Source organism: Aureibaculum koreense, assembly GCF_034296135.1.
GTDB lineage: Bacteria > Bacteroidota > Bacteroidia > Flavobacteriales > Flavobacteriaceae > Aureibaculum.
Map to the genome: position 1 here is coordinate 1 of NZ_JAXKVV010000008.1, position 15,803 is coordinate 15,803.

General features: G+C 35.2%; 18 protein-coding genes and 1 tRNA gene. 16 read left to right on the forward strand and 3 right to left on the reverse strand.

What is annotated here, in order from left to right; all coding sequences use genetic code 11:
• The first annotated feature begins 129 nt into the window (after positions 1–129).
• From UMM65_RS08920 to UMM65_RS08975, 12 genes are all read left to right on the forward strand, one after another.
• Positions 130–393, forward strand: coding sequence for a hypothetical protein (locus tag UMM65_RS08920; RefSeq protein WP_321976305.1), 264 nt, complete (start codon positions 130–132; stop codon positions 391–393).
• On the forward strand, positions 393–677 hold the full coding sequence (locus UMM65_RS08925) for a hypothetical protein (RefSeq protein ID WP_283636929.1): 285 nt from the start codon (positions 393–395) through the stop codon (positions 675–677). Before UMM65_RS08920 ends, UMM65_RS08925 begins: the two co-directional genes overlap by 1 nt.
• Positions 664–3,072 carry a TraG family conjugative transposon ATPase gene (locus tag UMM65_RS08930; protein WP_321976159.1) on the forward strand — a complete coding sequence of 803 codons (2,409 nt, stop codon included), beginning with the start codon at positions 664–666 and terminating at the stop codon, positions 3,070–3,072. Before UMM65_RS08925 ends, UMM65_RS08930 begins: the two co-directional genes overlap by 14 nt.
• A gap of 23 nt (positions 3,073–3,095) precedes the next feature.
• Positions 3,096–3,677 (forward strand): conjugal transfer protein, encoded by a 582-nt coding sequence (locus UMM65_RS08935; RefSeq protein ID WP_321976160.1) that lies wholly within the window; start codon positions 3,096–3,098, stop codon positions 3,675–3,677.
• Complete coding sequence (locus UMM65_RS08940; protein ID WP_321976161.1) at positions 3,677–4,516, forward strand: hypothetical protein; 840 nt, start codon at positions 3,677–3,679, stop codon at positions 4,514–4,516. Before UMM65_RS08935 ends, UMM65_RS08940 begins: the two co-directional genes overlap by 1 nt.
• A gap of 62 nt (positions 4,517–4,578) precedes the next feature.
• Entirely contained in the window at positions 4,579–4,947 is a 369-nt protein-coding gene (locus UMM65_RS08945) for a single-stranded DNA-binding protein (protein ID WP_321976162.1), read from the forward strand.
• Entirely contained in the window at positions 4,931–5,551 is a 621-nt protein-coding gene (locus UMM65_RS08950; RefSeq protein ID WP_321976163.1) for a conjugal transfer protein TraK, read from the forward strand. The genes UMM65_RS08945 and UMM65_RS08950 overlap by 17 nt, the downstream gene beginning before the upstream one ends.
• 21 nt (positions 5,552–5,572) lie before the next feature.
• The gene (gene traM, locus UMM65_RS08955) at positions 5,573–6,553 is read left to right on the forward strand and encodes a conjugative transposon protein TraM (RefSeq protein ID WP_321976164.1); all 981 of its coding nucleotides are present in this window, start codon (positions 5,573–5,575) and stop codon (positions 6,551–6,553) included.
• 54 nt (positions 6,554–6,607) lie between these two features.
• Entirely contained in the window at positions 6,608–7,408 is an 801-nt protein-coding gene (locus UMM65_RS08960) for a DUF4138 domain-containing protein (RefSeq protein WP_321976165.1), read from the forward strand.
• A 70-nt stretch (positions 7,409–7,478) separates the two neighbouring features.
• Positions 7,479–8,273 (forward strand): cation diffusion facilitator family transporter, encoded by a 795-nt coding sequence (locus tag UMM65_RS08965; protein ID WP_321976166.1) that lies wholly within the window; start codon positions 7,479–7,481, stop codon positions 8,271–8,273.
• A gap of 99 nt (positions 8,274–8,372) precedes the next feature.
• On the forward strand, positions 8,373–10,688 hold the full coding sequence (locus UMM65_RS08970) for an ATPase (RefSeq protein WP_321976167.1): 2,316 nt from the start codon (positions 8,373–8,375) through the stop codon (positions 10,686–10,688).
• 2 nt (positions 10,689–10,690) lie between these two features.
• Positions 10,691–10,954, forward strand: a complete 264-nt coding sequence (locus UMM65_RS08975; protein WP_321976168.1) for a hypothetical protein — start codon at positions 10,691–10,693, stop codon at positions 10,952–10,954.
• 41 nt (positions 10,955–10,995) lie between these two features.
• Here UMM65_RS08975 and UMM65_RS08980 read toward each other — a convergent pair whose 3' ends face one another.
• From UMM65_RS08980 to UMM65_RS08990, 3 genes are all read right to left on the reverse strand, one after another.
• On the reverse strand, positions 10,996–11,511 hold the full coding sequence (locus UMM65_RS08980) for an ORF6N domain-containing protein (protein ID WP_321976169.1): 516 nt from the start codon (positions 11,509–11,511) through the stop codon (positions 10,996–10,998).
• An 18-nt stretch (positions 11,512–11,529) separates the two neighbouring features.
• Positions 11,530–12,795, reverse strand: coding sequence for a site-specific integrase (locus UMM65_RS08985; RefSeq protein ID WP_321976170.1), 1,266 nt, complete (start codon positions 12,793–12,795; stop codon positions 11,530–11,532).
• Between the two features lie 254 nt (positions 12,796–13,049).
• Positions 13,050–13,124: transfer RNA gene (locus tag UMM65_RS08990), tRNA-Pro, on the reverse strand.
• A 168-nt stretch (positions 13,125–13,292) separates the two neighbouring features.
• On the opposite strand from UMM65_RS08990, the gene UMM65_RS08995 reads away from it, so the two are divergent.
• The 4 genes from UMM65_RS08995 to UMM65_RS09010 are packed head-to-tail and all read left to right on the forward strand — an operon-like array spanning position 13,293 to position 15,800.
• Positions 13,293–14,420, forward strand: a complete 1,128-nt coding sequence (locus tag UMM65_RS08995; RefSeq protein WP_321976171.1) for a PQQ-dependent sugar dehydrogenase — start codon at positions 13,293–13,295, stop codon at positions 14,418–14,420.
• On the forward strand, positions 14,417–14,827 hold the full coding sequence (locus UMM65_RS09000) for a c-type cytochrome (protein ID WP_321976172.1): 411 nt from the start codon (positions 14,417–14,419) through the stop codon (positions 14,825–14,827). The genes UMM65_RS08995 and UMM65_RS09000 overlap by 4 nt, the downstream gene beginning before the upstream one ends.
• A 46-nt stretch (positions 14,828–14,873) precedes the next feature.
• Positions 14,874–15,482, forward strand: coding sequence for a uridine kinase (gene udk / locus UMM65_RS09005; RefSeq protein ID WP_321976173.1), 609 nt, complete (start codon positions 14,874–14,876; stop codon positions 15,480–15,482).
• Positions 15,483–15,800 carry an FtsB family cell division protein gene (locus UMM65_RS09010; RefSeq protein ID WP_321976174.1) on the forward strand — a complete coding sequence of 106 codons (318 nt, stop codon included), beginning with the start codon at positions 15,483–15,485 and terminating at the stop codon, positions 15,798–15,800. It begins immediately after the preceding gene.
• Positions 15,801–15,803: the final 3 nt, after the last annotated feature.

Below are 15,803 nucleotides of genomic sequence, written 5' to 3' on the forward strand. Positions count from 1 at the left end.
GCTACAAGATAAAATTACTGAGATGGTAAACCAACTAACTCCTGAACTTATAAAATCTATCACCAGTTATCAATTATACACTAAAACATTTTTTGAGTATTTTTAAATCAGAAATGGTATTATGTAACCATCCTATCGTTACTTATTTCAAGTACAACTTTTGCACAAATTGGTGGTATCGAAGATTCAGTAAATGATGTTTCCGATACCATCCGAACCATTTTCCCAATAATTCTGGGAGTTATCTTTTTAATTGGCTTCCTATTTAATGCTGGACATTTTTTTGGCGAGAATGCCGACTTAAAAAAAGGAATTACCCGTGTGTTGGTCTTTGTATTGATTGCAGGAGCAGTAGTAGGCATCTTTACGTATCTCATTAGCATCGTAGTTTAATGAAACGCTTTGAGGTCTATAAAAACATACGCAAGCGAGCCGTGATAATGGGGCTACCCATATCATTGTTCGCTTTGATGATGACCGTCGTTATCGGCTCGTTATTGTTCATCATTTTTTCTTTCAGCTTTACGGTCATTATTTCAGTATTCCTATTAAACGGCATACTGTATATCGCTTTGACCCACATTACCAAAAACCCTGCTTTAATGCACATTAAAAGGGTATTTCCACAAACAATCAGCAATAAAAAAGGAAGTCGCTTACACTATGAAGAAAATTAACCTATCGGCATATCATCCTATTTTGGATATTCAAGACCATATCGTTTTTGCAAACAATGGCAACGTGGTATTGGGCTATCAAGTGGACAGTCCTGAAATCTATTCCCTTGCGGAAAAAGATTTTGAGGATATGCACGGGTCGTGGTTTCAAGCGTTTAAATCATTGCCTATCGCTACGGTTATCCATAAACAGGACATTTATCAAAAAAGCCAATATGAAGCAGATAAATTACCCAACAAAAGTTTTTTGCAACGTGCCACGCACGATTATTTTAAAGGTCGGGAATTCATAAAACATACTTCTTACCTATTCTTTATTCTCCCATATAACAAGGCGTTGAACGCCCCAAAATTCACCAATCCGTTTCGCAAGGTCGAAAAGGGCATCCATAAGAAAATGGACCACAATGTACAGGAGTTCATTGCTTCGGTCAATGATGCCGTTTCCTTTGTCAATAATAGCCGAAAGGTGTCATTGATGCCTTTGGATATAGATAAAGTGCTATCGTTGACCAATGCCTATTTCAACGGATTTAACGAGGGGTTCGATACCGACATCCAGTTGAAGAAATCCAATATCGAAATTGGCGACCATCATTTTGATGTGTTGGCAATCAATAGCGAACTGTGTTTTGGCGATGTGGTTCAGAGCAGTAAGACCAATGACAAATTTACTTCGGACGATTTTATATTCCACCAGGGATTTATTGACGGATTGGGACTGAATCTCAATGAAAACCATATCGTCAACCAAATCATTTATTTGGATGACAAACATAAATGGCGAAAACTGTTGGACAAGAAAATAGAGGAACTCAAAAAGAGCTCCAATTTTGGAACACAGAATAAAGTCATCTTAAAAAAGATTGAAGATATAGTTGCCAAAATCAATGAGGATGATAGTTCACGGATTATTCGAGGACATCTGAACATTGTTTTTTGGGCTCGGGAAGCCCGAGAGCTAGAAAATATTGCATCCAAGATTAAGACAGAGTTTAAAGAACTGGACATAGTACCTTATTACCCTAAAGGAGAAGAACGCAAACAATATTTCTTAAATTCTTATTGCTGTTTTACTTCCAACTTTTCAAATGAAGATTTATTTGTAACCGATTTAAAACACGCCCTTTGCCTGTATATCAACAATACCAATTATCAGACCGATGCTACAGGTGTCATTTTTAATGATAGACAACATAATATTCCGGTACTGAAAGATGTGTGGGATGAAAAGAAGAAACGCATCAAAGCTCGAAATTTTGCCATTTTCGCACCTACGGGAGAGGGAAAATCCTTTTTGGCGAACAATATACTACGCCAATATTTTGAACAAAATGTCCGACTGGTCATAATTGATTTAGGGGGGTCGTATTCAAAATTCGCAAAGCTCTATCCAAATGACCATATCATCCTGCGCTATGAGCAAGGAAAAAACTTGGGTATCAATCCATTTTACATTGCTGATGTCAATGATTTAACACCAGAGCGTTTAGAAGATTTGGCAATATTCCTTTTAGAACTTTTGGCTTCCGGTAAGTCAACGACCAAAGCTGAAGAAGTTGCCGTTAAAAAGGTACTGCGTTACTATTACCAAAAAGGTGTCGAATACACCCATTCCCTTGAAAATTTATATCAGTTTGTAGATACCAAAAAAGACGCACTTTTAAAGGAGCTTCATATTCAGGAGCAGCATTTCAACATTTACGATTTTCTACACATCCTTTCGGAATATGTTGATGATGGCTTATACAGCTTCCTATTCAATGTAAGTGAAGACCAGACTTATAAAATTGAGGATAAACGTTTGATTGTTTTTGAACTCGATGAAGTCAAGGACAATAAGGAAATCCTGTCCGTGATGCTTAAATTGATTAAGTCGGCCATTCAAAGAACCATTTGGCGAAACAAAGCCGAAAAAGGCATCATCCTATTTGATGAGTTTGCCAAACAACTCAAATTTGAAAATGTACTTGAAAGTGTCGAATTCTACTACCAAGCAATTAGAAAACAGAATGGAGCAATTGGGATTATCCTTCAATCCATTAACCAATTGCCCAACAATTCCACATCAGCAAGCATTTTGGAAAACACCCAGGTCATTTATAGCCTTCGGAATGAAAAAGGTTATGCCGAACTAAAGAACAGGCTTAACCTATCAAGCCACGATTTAAACCAGTTAAAATCCATTCGCAACAACCTTACGGGAACACGAAAATATACCGAAATGTTCATCAAAATAGGAAAGGAAAGCAACATTTTCCGATTGGAAGTACCGCCAGAAGTCTTTGCTGCCTACCTGACTGACGGAAAAGAGAGCGAGGCCATAATGGCCATTTATGATAAGACAATTAATATGGAAGAGGCTATTAAAAGCTTCCTTCAGAAATCACAATAAGTATCACTTTAAAACACAAACAAATGAAACACAAAATCAAAATTTTAGTATTAGCAGTAACCTTTATTGCTTTATTGCCTGCCCGTGCTACGGGTCAGGGGATGCCTGTGTATGACAACACAAACTTTATCTCTTTTGTAAAATCATTATTGGAATCTGGTAAACAGACCGCCAATTTAATGAAGACGGTAAAATTCCTTAAAACGCAAAAGGAGAATATCGACAAAGTAAACGATGTGATTAAACAACTCAAAGCGGTCAGGGAATTAGCAAGAAATAATCAACGTTTGTACGATGTTGTGCAAAGCGATTTAAGGGAAATCCTTAATTCACCTTTTATCAAGTCCGATGAAGTAGGTCGCATTTCGGATTCTTTCGATGCCATTATTCAGAACTCCATTGATGGTATGGAATATATTGATAAGATACTATCGAACGATAGTATGAAAATGACAGATGCCGAACGTGCGATGGTTTTAAAGGAAAAAGAACTGCAATCCAAGGAAATGGTCGCAGAAATCGAAGCCAAGACCAGACGTTATCGAGAGATTATTGCTTTTAGAGAAATGCAGCACAAAATCAATAACCGAGAAACCAATTACTAATGTCAGGTATTTTTTTAGGCATAGGGTTAGAATACATTGATGCAGTTTTTACCACCATCAAAAACAGTGATTTCTCACAATACACTATTGCGGGAATGAAAACACTGGCCATATTGTTCTTCCTCGTTAACATTCTAAAAAAGTATAATGAAGGTGTTGCCAATAATGAAGGTTATACGTGGGGTTTGACCCCTGGGGAACTGGCAAAGAACTTCGCAGTAGTAATTTTGGTCATTTTTTCCACTCAGGTATTGGGAGTATTCGACACCATTTTGGTCGCCATCGAAAACCAATATCGGGACACGGCACCCGCACTCCTCCCGTTGCAGATGCAAGATATTGACATCGAGCAGGATGTGAGTGCATGGGATGCCGCCAAAAAAGCTATGGCAATGCTATATGAAGCCTTGGTTACTCCCTTATATGGGTTAAAGATATTGTCCTTCATCATTGGAATTTTCCTGTGGCTATTGGATTTGTTTATCTACCCTTTGTTCTTGGCGGAACGGTTTTTCCTCTTGGGTATTATGCAAGCCTTTTTTCCGTTGGTTATCAGTTTGGCGGTTTTTGAAAAATTCAGGTCGTTGGCTTACAATTTTTTCAAGCTCTATGCTGGTGTGTATATGCTAGTGCCTGCATTCTTTTTGGTAAATGTTTTCGTGAATAATCTTTATACCGAAATCAACACCAATTTCTGGAGCGACCTGTTTGGTACGGATTGGGGAAGTAATTTTTTCGCACCCTTACTGCAATTCGGGTCTATTGGGTTTATTGTCTTGCTGAAATTCAAACTCTACCGTAGGGCAACCTCTTTTGTATTTAAACTCTTTACGGCTTAAAACCGATTTGGTAAGTCGATAATTCAAATTAAAAAGCACATTAATTATCAAATAATTATATCATGAACAAATTAAAAAACAACATACAGTTAATCGGTAATGTAGGAGAAGATCCTGACATTACGAATTTGGAAAACGAAAGAAAAAAAGCTCGGTTTTCTTTAGCCACCAATGAATTATTTAAAAATGCACAAGGTGATAAAGTAAAACGTACCTATTGGCACACCATTGTAGCTTGGGGCAAAGTTGCCGAAATCATCGAAAAGTACGTAAGAAAGGGCAAAGAAATTGCTATCGAAGGGAAACTGGCCTCTCGCTCCTACAAAGATAAAGAGGGCGTAAAACATTATGTTTCGGAGGTGATAGTATCTGAAATTTTGCTGTTGGGTAACATTGAAAATAATCAGAAAATCGATGAAAACGCCTTATAAAAATATTTACAACGTACTGAAGCTAAACCGATTTATCGTTTTGGCGGTGGTTATAGGAGCTGTACTGACCTGTATCGTTTCGATGTTAATGGTCGTAAAACTCCATAAAGAAACGGTAAACAATGCTTTTGTGGTCAATACGGACGGAAGTGTTATTCCCTTGAAACTGGTATCTCAGCAAGAAAATTTAAAAGTAGAAGTCTTGGCACAATTGGAGTTGTTTCACACGTATTTCTATAACATAGATGCCAGTAATTATGAAAAGAATTTGGAAAAGGCACTATGGTTGGGCAATAGTTCCGTAGATGCCTTGTACCGCCAGAAAAAGGCCGATGGTGTGTATAACCGTTTGTTGCAGTACTCGTTGGTTCAAAAAGTCCTCAGTATAGAATCAAAGGTTAACATAGAAAAAGAACCTTATGGGTTCGAAACGAAAACCATTTTTGAAATCAACAGAGGTACTATCACAGATACGTATGAACTGACCACAACTGGAAATTTGATTCACGTTGATAGAAACTTCCCGAACAATACCCACGGGCTTCTTATTACCAACTTTTTTGAAAGCACCTTACGAAAATTAGAAAATTATGAAGGCTCATAAAGGGCATATAAAACAGATACAATGAAAGTAGAAAAAAATAAAATAGTCTTTTCCATCGTGTTGGCGTGCATCCTGCTTTTTATAGGAGGTTATGCAATGCTCGTTATGGGCAAAGACGAAGAACCGACCATTGACAACAACCAAATTCCCGTACCGGAACTGGAAGACAACCAAAAGGAATATGATTCCAAATTGGATGCCCTAAACGACTTAAAGGAAGTTAGGGAGACCAATGCACCCAGTATTTATGATGAACGTCTGCTGGATTCCACAGGTCTATACGACCCCGATTTATTGGACAAGAAAAAAATGCAAATGGTGGATAGCATTTACCAACAAGGACAGATTCGATATTCAGATAGAACGTTTGAAAATATCAATCCCAGATACAAACCCTCAAAACCAACGAGTAAGAAGGAAAAAGACACAACGGATGCCATTGTAGAAAAAGAAATGTTAGTCGAGGCCAAAGAACTTGGTTTGGAACACCAACTCTTTTTTGCCTCGCATCCCATTGAAAATGATGATTTGAATTCAAAAAACACCGATGCCTTTATTTATGTACGTGTAGATGGCACACAGACCGTTAAAACCAATTATCGCTTACAAATGCGATTGATAAAAGGTGCGACCATCTATGGACAACGCTATTCCAAGAATACGCCTATTTATGGATTTGTCAATTTTAAGCCAAATCGGACAATCATTAACATCGAGAACATCAATCATCAGCCAGTAAAACTAAAAGCTTTTGACCTCCAAGACGGTAGCGAGGGCATTTATGTGGAGAACAGTTTTCGGTCGGAAGTTACCAATGAAGTAATTGGCGATATGGTGGATGACATCAACATTACAGGAGTTCCACAGGTAAGCGGTATTCGAAAGATATTCCAACGCAACCACAAAAAGGTAAAGGTTACGGTAACTGATAATTACAAACTTATTCTAAAAACCTCGAAACCTTCATTACAACAATTATTTGGAAAGCCTAAAAGCCACTAAGTTGTAGCCCATAATGGGCATTTGTTAAATCTTAAATTATTGAAAATTATTCTTATGAAAACATATATCACACTTTTACTATTGATTTGTTCAATGTCAATATCTGCACAACAACCTTTGGACACCATTTATGCCAACGACCAAAAAAACGTGGCACTCTTTTTCCCGAACCCTATACGTCAGGGAATCACAGGGGCAAATCATTTTGTATTTACCTACAATCGGGAAAAAGAACAGTATTTCGGATTGTTACAGGCAAAGCCAGGAAAAGAAAGCAATCTATTGACTGTTACAAACAATGGGAAGGTTTACTCTTATATTTTGAAATATTCCGTAAAACTTCCAGAACTGAATTATTTTATAGGTAAAAATGAAAGTATCGGTAGTGAATTTCCGGAAAAGATTAAACAGAAGCTAAAAGTTAAACCTTTGAACGAATACACAAACAGAATAACACATTTTCAAAAATTCAGCGAATACTTATTAAAATCCAACTTTGAACGTCTTGAAACCAAACGTAAGAAAGGAATCAAAATACAATTGCAAAGAATGGCTTATGATGCTTCTGAAGTGTATTTGGTAATTGAAGTTAAAAACAAATCCGGAATCACTTTTGAAATCGACTATCTTAATGTGTACAGGGCCAATGGGAACAATAAACGCAAAGCCTCTTACCAAAGCTTACGACAAGAAGTTATTTATAAACACAAAATGCCATATTCCATTACAGATGGGAAAAGCCAACGATTTGTATATGTGATTCCAAAGTTTGTTTTAGGCGATAATGAAAAATTGATGCTGGAGCTGAAGGAACTGAAAGGGAGTAGAAAGGTGGTTTTGGAAACCAGAATTTAAGAGGTGTTCTTCATCTCTTTTTTTGTGCTTAAAAAAGTATATTTGTTACAGATATAACAAATAATTATTAATGCAAAAAACAATATTTGAAATTGCCAAAATGGATTGTCCTTCAGAGGAAAATCTTATCCGAATGAAACTGGATGGAATTTCAGATGTTAAAAACCTAGACTTCGATATTCCCAATAGAAAATTAACTGTTTACCATACTGGACAAATAGACCAGATTGAGCAATCAATTATTGACCTGAATTTAGGTGGGCAAAAACTATCTTCTGAAGAAACAGAACAAACTGAATTTTTAGAAGACAAGAACCAAAGAAAATTACTTTGGACAGTTCTCGCAATTAACTTCATATTCTTCTTATTGGAAATTACCACAGGTTTAATCTCAAAATCTATGGGATTGGTTGCCGACAGCTTGGATATGCTTGCTGACTCATTTGTCTATGGCATAAGTCTTTTTGCTGTTGGAGGCACATTTACAAGAAAAAAGCGAATTGCAAAACTCGCTGGGTACTTTCAAATTACTTTGGCACTAGTAGGATTTATTGAAGTCCTAAGGCGATTTTTTGGAGAAGAAAAATTACCCAATTTTTCAACTATGATTATCGTTTCGATTTTTGCATTAATCGCAAATGGTATTTGTTTGTATTTGCTTCAAAAATCTAAAAGTAAAGAGGAAGCCCATATGAAAGCAAGTATGATTTTCACTTCAAATGACGTGATTATTAATTTAGGGGTAATTGTAGCCGGACTTTTAGTTAACTGGTTTAACTCAAATAAACCTGATTTGATTATCGGAACTATTGTTTTTGCTTTGGTCATTCAAGGGGCGTTACGAATTTTAAAACTCGCCAAATAAAAAAGTATCTTTGTTACAAATTTAACAATGGTATAACTATAATGTCAATAGATGTGTTATGTCTATGCAATTGTTACAAAACCAACCAATGCAAAACGAATGAATCCAGTTTATCTAGACCTACATATCCACACTTCGGATGACCCAAATAACTTGAATCCAGATTACAACTTACAACTGTTAATTGATAACATAAACAACTACACGAAAAATTCAACTTTTTTAATTTCAATTACTGACCATAATACTATAAACAAAGCTGTATATCTCAAAGCCAAAGGTTTAGGAATAAATATTTTAGCTGGTGTTGAACTTCATATAAAAAATTACCCATCCTGTCCACCTTACCATTGTCATATCTACTTCAATTTAGATGAAATAGATGACACGGTTATTGATGATTTAAATACAAAATTAGATGAACTCTATCCAAATAAAGTAGTTAATAAGGACGATGATACAATACCATCAATCGAAACCGTAATTAATACTTTTGATTTATACGAATTTTTACTCTTACCTCACGGTGGCCAATCACACTCTACATTTGATAAATCAATTCCTGACGGTGTTAGATTTGACAGTACGATGGAGCGGAGTATCTATTATAACCAATTTGATGGCTTTACTGCAAGAGGAAATTCAGGACTTGAAAGAACGCAAGATTATTTTAAAAAGCTTGGGATAAATGAGTTTGTAAATTTAATGACCTGTACAGATAATTATAATCCGAGCCAATACCCCAACGCTAAATCATCACAGGCTAAACCTTTTGTGCCTACCTGGATGTTTTCGCTTCCCACTTTTAACGGTTTAAGATTATCACTTTCAGAATCTTCAAGGTTAGTTTATTCAGAAGAAAAGCCTAAAAATTGGTCAGAAAACATAAGGGCAATAAAGCTGTCTAAAACAAACATTGAAATTGATGTAGAGCTAACATCAGGTCTAAATGTTGTAATTGGCGGTTCATCGAGCGGTAAGACACTTTTGGTGGATTCAATTCACAACAAAATTTATAATGATTTTTCAAAAACCAATTATGGGCATTTTGAAGTAGATAAAATGATAGTGGAAAACCCATCTGGACTACACCCTCACTACATATCACAGAATTATATAATGAGCATTGTCAACGAAACTACCGATGACAACCTTGGCAATATTGATATAATCAAAAAGGTTTTTCCTGGCGATGACACTATTCGTGAAAAAGTAGATGCAGGGCTTTTAAAATTAAAGTCAGATTTGAAAGACTTGGTTAAATGTGTCAAGATAATAGAAGATGAAGACAAAAATTTGAAGAAAATACCAATTCTCTCAAGGCTGGTTAACAAACAAGATGTTCAAAAAAATGTCCTTTCCAATCTTTTACCTACACAAGAAATAATAGACAAAACGGAATATTCACAGCATCAATATGAACAACACACTTCAGTTTTAGACGAGATTGAAGCTTTTTTACTTGCCAATCCGTTCGTTGAGTATAATGAAGATTTGATTGCAGACTTAAAGGAAGAGCTTAATAAGGCCTACTATGTTTCCCAATTTGAAAGCAAAACAAGAAAAATAATTCAACTTTCTAAAACGGCATATGATGAACATTTAAGAGGATCAAACGAGGAAGAGCAGTCTAAAAAACAACATTTTGACACTTTAATCGCCAGTATTAAAAAATACTCAAAGGCTTATTCACGATTCAAGAATATCATTGAGAAGATTTCTGAATACGCTATCCGTTGCGATTCGGAAGTAATAGAATCTATGGGACACAAGCTGTATATTCAAAACGATTTTAGCTTGACTAAAGAGAAGTTTCTCGATGTGATAAATTTCTACTTGAAAACTGATAAAAAAGTAATTCTTTTCAATCAATTAGCCCCAGAAAACTTGTTTTTTGAAAATTTCAAACAACAGTCGCCTAAAGTACATAGCTATGATGATTTTGAAATTAAGGTTAACAAAAAATTTGAAGACCTAAATAAGAAAAAATATAAAATAGAAACTGCTGATGGAAGGGATTTTGACAATTTAAGTGCTGGTTGGAAAACCTCTGTGATACTCGATATAATTTTAGGATATGATGGAGACATTGCACCGATTATTATCGACCAGCCAGAGGACAATTTAGCGACTAACTATATAAATAAGGGATTAGTTAAAGCCATAAAAAAGATAAAGCCGAAAAAACAAGTCATTTTGGTTTCTCACAACGCAACAATTCCAATGTTGGCTGATGCCCAAAATATAGTTTTGTGCCAGAACAATGATAACAAAATAAGTATCGTTTCGAGTAGATTGGAAGGTCAAATAGCCGACAAAAACGTATTGGATTATATTGCAGAAATCACAGACGGAGGCAAACCGTCAATAAAAAAACGAGTTAAGAAATACAATCTTAAACATTTTACAGAATAATTATGAAACTATATTTTTCAAAAGACGACCAAGATGAGATAGTTGTAAAAATGTCAACTTCTACCGTACAGGAAGATTTCTCTTATGTAGAAATGATAAAAAACCTATTAGAGAATAACGAGTTTGATGATACAGACTTTACCGACGATTTTACCGATGATGAAAAAACAAGAATAGAAACAATGTTAAATTCTATTAATGCTTCAATAGTATCAGAAAATGACGTTGAGGAAAACAACCAAACATCTGAAGATGCTCTCGATTAGTAAAGGTGTAGTATTGTATATGATTATATTTTTCTATTCCGTTAAGATTTTCTTTTAAAACCAATTCTTTCTCTGTTCTGTTGTTCAACTTGTATCTTATCCTTTTGTAGCAAATAATTCAATGCTTCGTGAATATCCTTAAATTTTAAGTTCATTTCCTTTTCAAGCTGGGCAATCCGCTCTTTAAGATTGCTATAATCCGTAAGATGCTTTCGCAAGGCTACAAAAGCTCTCATAATGGATATATTTACATCAATGGCCTTATCGCTATTAAGTACGCTAGAAAGCATTGCCACGCCTTGCTCCGTAAAGGCAAAAGGAGTGGTAGGACTAAATTTAATGTTCTCTGGAAGCTTATCACAAATTGTGATAAGCTCTTTCCACTCGTCTTTTTTAAGCTGAAACATAAAATCACCCGGAAAGCGTTTTAGGTTTCGTCTAACAGCTTGTTTAAGCACTCTGGTTTCTACTTCATAGAGTTCAGCAAGGTCAAAATCAAGGATTACTCTATGTCCTTGAATATTGTGAATTTTGGTTTTTATTATCGCTAATTCCATTGTTCTTTTGTTTAAGGATTATGAGTTTTGTGATGCTACGTTTGAGACAGATTCGTTTTCCACCTCTTTGAATTGAGCCCTTAATTTTTGCATATCATCACTTATTTTACGCTCAATGACTTTTGCATAAATTTGAGTGGTTGATATTCGGGAGTGGCCCAACAACTTTGAAACCGTTTCAATTGGCATACCATTACTCAAAGTAACCGTTGTGGCAAACGTGTGTCTGGCGATATGAAAAGTGAGATTCTTTTTAATTCCGCAGACATCGGCAATTTCTTTTAGATAAGAATTTAGTTTTTGGTTCGATATTTTAGGAAACATACTTCCTTGGGATATAGATTTACGATTGCTCTTATATTTTTCAATAATTTGTAATGCCTTTGGCAACAATGGTATTCGGATGGGTTTTGTCGTTTTTTCCCGTTTATAATAAATCCACAGTTCGCCATCAATTCCTATACAGATATTATCCGCAGTCAAATGAATGACATCTATATAGCTTAAACTGGTATAGCAACTAAAAACGAACAAATCCTTTACTAGTTCCAATCTTGGAATACCAAATTGTTTGTTTTCTATCGCTTGAAGCTCGTCGAGGCTTAAAAAGCCTCTTTCCGTTTTAATGAATTTAGATTTGAAATTGATAAAGGGGTCGCGTTCAATCCACCCCAATTTTAACGACAAGGTTATCATCTTTCTAAAACGCTCGATATGTTTCATTACGGTATTATTGCCCATTGGTTTTTGATGGTCTTCCGGTACATAGTCTCGGAGAAATTTCTCGAACTTTATAATAAAGTGGTAATCGAGTTCACGCAAATAAAGGTCTGTGGTCTTATAGAACTTCAACAGAAATTTGGAGATATAACTTTGGGTAGTGTAGTAATTTTTTTGTGTCCCCCATTTTAACTTACCAGCCATATCCTCATTATGGTAATTGATAATATCAGTAATTGAGCGATTATTTTCATCCTGTCCAAAATACCGTGCTTTAACAGCTTGTGAAGTAATCAACTTATGTTCGACCATCAAATCACGATAACATTTAAACAGATGATTGTAAGTTTCATCCAGATAACTGTTAAGGATTCTTGATTTTTGGCTTGTTCCCCGTGCTCTGTTCTTGTGGATATCCCAATCAGACACTAAAACTTTTCGTTTTAAGCTGATGGTAGCCCGTTTGCCATTTACCGTAATTCTAGCGTAAATTGATGCTTGGTCATTCTTTGTCCTGGAAAAGTCCGCCCAGAACAAAATACTGAAGGTGGAAGATGTTTTCATTATTTCGTCTTTTAGTTAACAATAATTCGTTGTTATCAGACGAAAGTCAAATCACTTATAAAGATACATTTATTTATTGATTCACAAACCGTTGGCTATAAATCTGGTCAACACTTTTTGAAATTTTAATTTGTTATCCGATTTGTTGACGTTTTTAATCAAAACATATCAATTCTTATGATATTCTTAAAAACAGAAAAACCTGTAAATCATACGATTAACAGGTTTTTAGTAACAATTGATATGTTAAATTGTCGGGGTGGCAGGATTCGAACCTGCGACCTCCTCGTCCCAAACGCGGCGCGATAACCGGGCTACGCTACACCCCGAAATGGTTATCAAATTAAATATTCCAAATTTTAATTTAAGGCTAAAAACCTAATTTTATAAAGTATTATAACCTTATAAAGGTTTGAGGTGCAAATATATAGTTTTTATTAACAGTTACAATACAGATTTATTTGTAATTTTAGTACCTCTAATATTAATACACTATTATGAAGTTTTACAAATTGTTTTTTCTAATTTTTATTCTTATAAATTATTCTGCCTGTGCACAGCAGACAGAGTCTGAAGTTAAAGCTGAAGAACCAGGTGAAATAAATTACACAACCGAATTAATCGTCGGAGAGATAAATATACCATGGGGAATGACATTTTTACCCGACGGCAGTATGCTTATTACCGAAAAATCGGGGGAATTAATCCATTTTAAAGATAATGTAAAAACAACTGTTGGTGGATTGCCCGAAATTTATAATAGAGGCCAAGGTGGTTTATTAGATGTTATTGTTCATCCCAAATACAATGAAAATGGATGGATATACCTTTCGTATGCTTCTGAAGAAGGTGGTGGTGACGGTGGTAATACTGCAATTATGAGAGCAAAATTGGAAGGAAACCAACTTGTTAATAAAGAGAAATTGTACAAAGGCGAACCGAATACCACCAAAGGTCAACATTTCGGATCCAGATTTGCATTTGATAATGATGGCTTTTTATATTTTTCAATTGGTGATAGAGGTAATCGCGATGAAAACCCGCAAGATATTACTAGAGATGGAGGTAAAATTTACCGTATAAACGATGATGGTTCCATACCTGAGGATAATCCTTTTATGGACGAACCCAATGCCAAAAAGGCTATTTATTCTTATGGGCATAGAAACCCTCAAGGTATGTATAAGCATCCTGAAACAGGAGAGATTTGGACGCACGAACACGGTCCACAAGGTGGAGATGAAATTAATATCATTGAAAAAGGGTTGAATTATGGCTGGCCAAAGATTAGTTACGGTATCAATTATAGCGGAACATCTTTTACTGATCATACTGCATTGCCTGGCATGGAACAACCCTTGTTTTATTGGGTACCGTCTATAGCACCAAGCGGATTTACTATTGTCTCGTCCGATAAATATCCAAATTGGAAAGGGGATTTGTTAGTGGGTTCATTAAAATTTCAATATTTGGAAAGATTGATATTGGAAAATAATGAGGTGGTGAAAAGGGAAAAATTATTTGAAGGTCTAGGTCGTGTTAGAAGTGTTAGACAAGCACCTGATGGTTATATTTATGTGGGTATAGAAAATTTGGGAATCGTTAAAATCGTACCTAAATCATGACCAGATTACTGTTTTCTTTTTTGATATTTCTCTGGTTCTTTAATGCCTTTGGTCAAGATGAAACAAAAAACGATGATTTTATGGAGAGCATAGATAGGGGAATTATTGTTTATGAAGATTTCTGTATGAACTGTCATTTGCCCGATGGTAAAGGCGTAGAAAAAGTAACTCCACCTTTGGCTGGATCGGATTATTTAATAAATAAGAGGCTTGAGAGTATAAAAGCCGTAAAATTTGGACAATCTGGAGAAATTGTGGTTAACGGAAAAAAGTATAACGGAACAATGGCACCTATGGGACTATCTAATAAGGAAATTGCTGATGTAATGAACTATATTACAACTAATTTTGGCAATACAAATACTAAAATGTTTACCGAACAAGAAGTTTCAAAAATTGAGAAGTAAAATCTTACACATTTGGTAAATTTGCACCAATCAAAAATTAAATTTAATGCTTGTAATTGGAATTGCTGGAGGAACTGGAAGTGGCAAAACAACTGTTGTTAATCAAATTATAAACGAATTGCCCAATGAGGATGTAACTGTAATTTCTCAAGATTTGTACTACAGGGAAACCGATAATCTTACTATTGAAGAACGTACAAAGATTAATTTTGACCATCCAAGGGCGATCGATTTTGATTTGTTGGTCAACCATCTATCGCAACTGAAAAAAGGAAAAACTGTGCTACAACCTGTATATTCCTTTGCAAGGCATAACAGAACAAAAGATACCATAAAAACGCACCCGAGCAAGGTATTGATAGTTGAAGGAATATTAATTCTGACCAATAAAGAATTACGAGATATGATGGATATTAAAGTATTTGTGCACGCCGATTCCGACGAGCGACTTATCCGCAGATTAAAAAGAGATATTACCGAAAGGGCAAGAGATATGGATGAGGTGCTTCAACGCTATCAAACCACATTGAAGCCAATGCACGAGCAATTTATAGAACCGATGAAAGAATATGCCGATATTATTATCCCCAATAATAAATACAATACGGTGGCCATTGATATTGTAAGAACTATAATTAATGAAAGATTGCAGTAAATGACTTTTAAAGAATTTAGAAAACATAAATTAGTTCGGTTTTTCAGCAATAGGTATGTTATTATTTTATTGCTCTTTTTAATATGGATGTTGTTTATCGATGAGAATTCTTATTTGAACCATAGAGAGTTAAATCATGAAATAAATAAATTAGAAAAGACGAATGAATTTTATGATAGTGAAGTTGAGAAAGATAAAAAATTGATCAAAAATTTAAAGGATCCTGATTCGTTAGAAAAATTTGCACGTGAAGAATATAGAATGAAACGCAAGGATGAGGATATTTATATTATTGATTTTGATTCGATAAAAGAATAAACG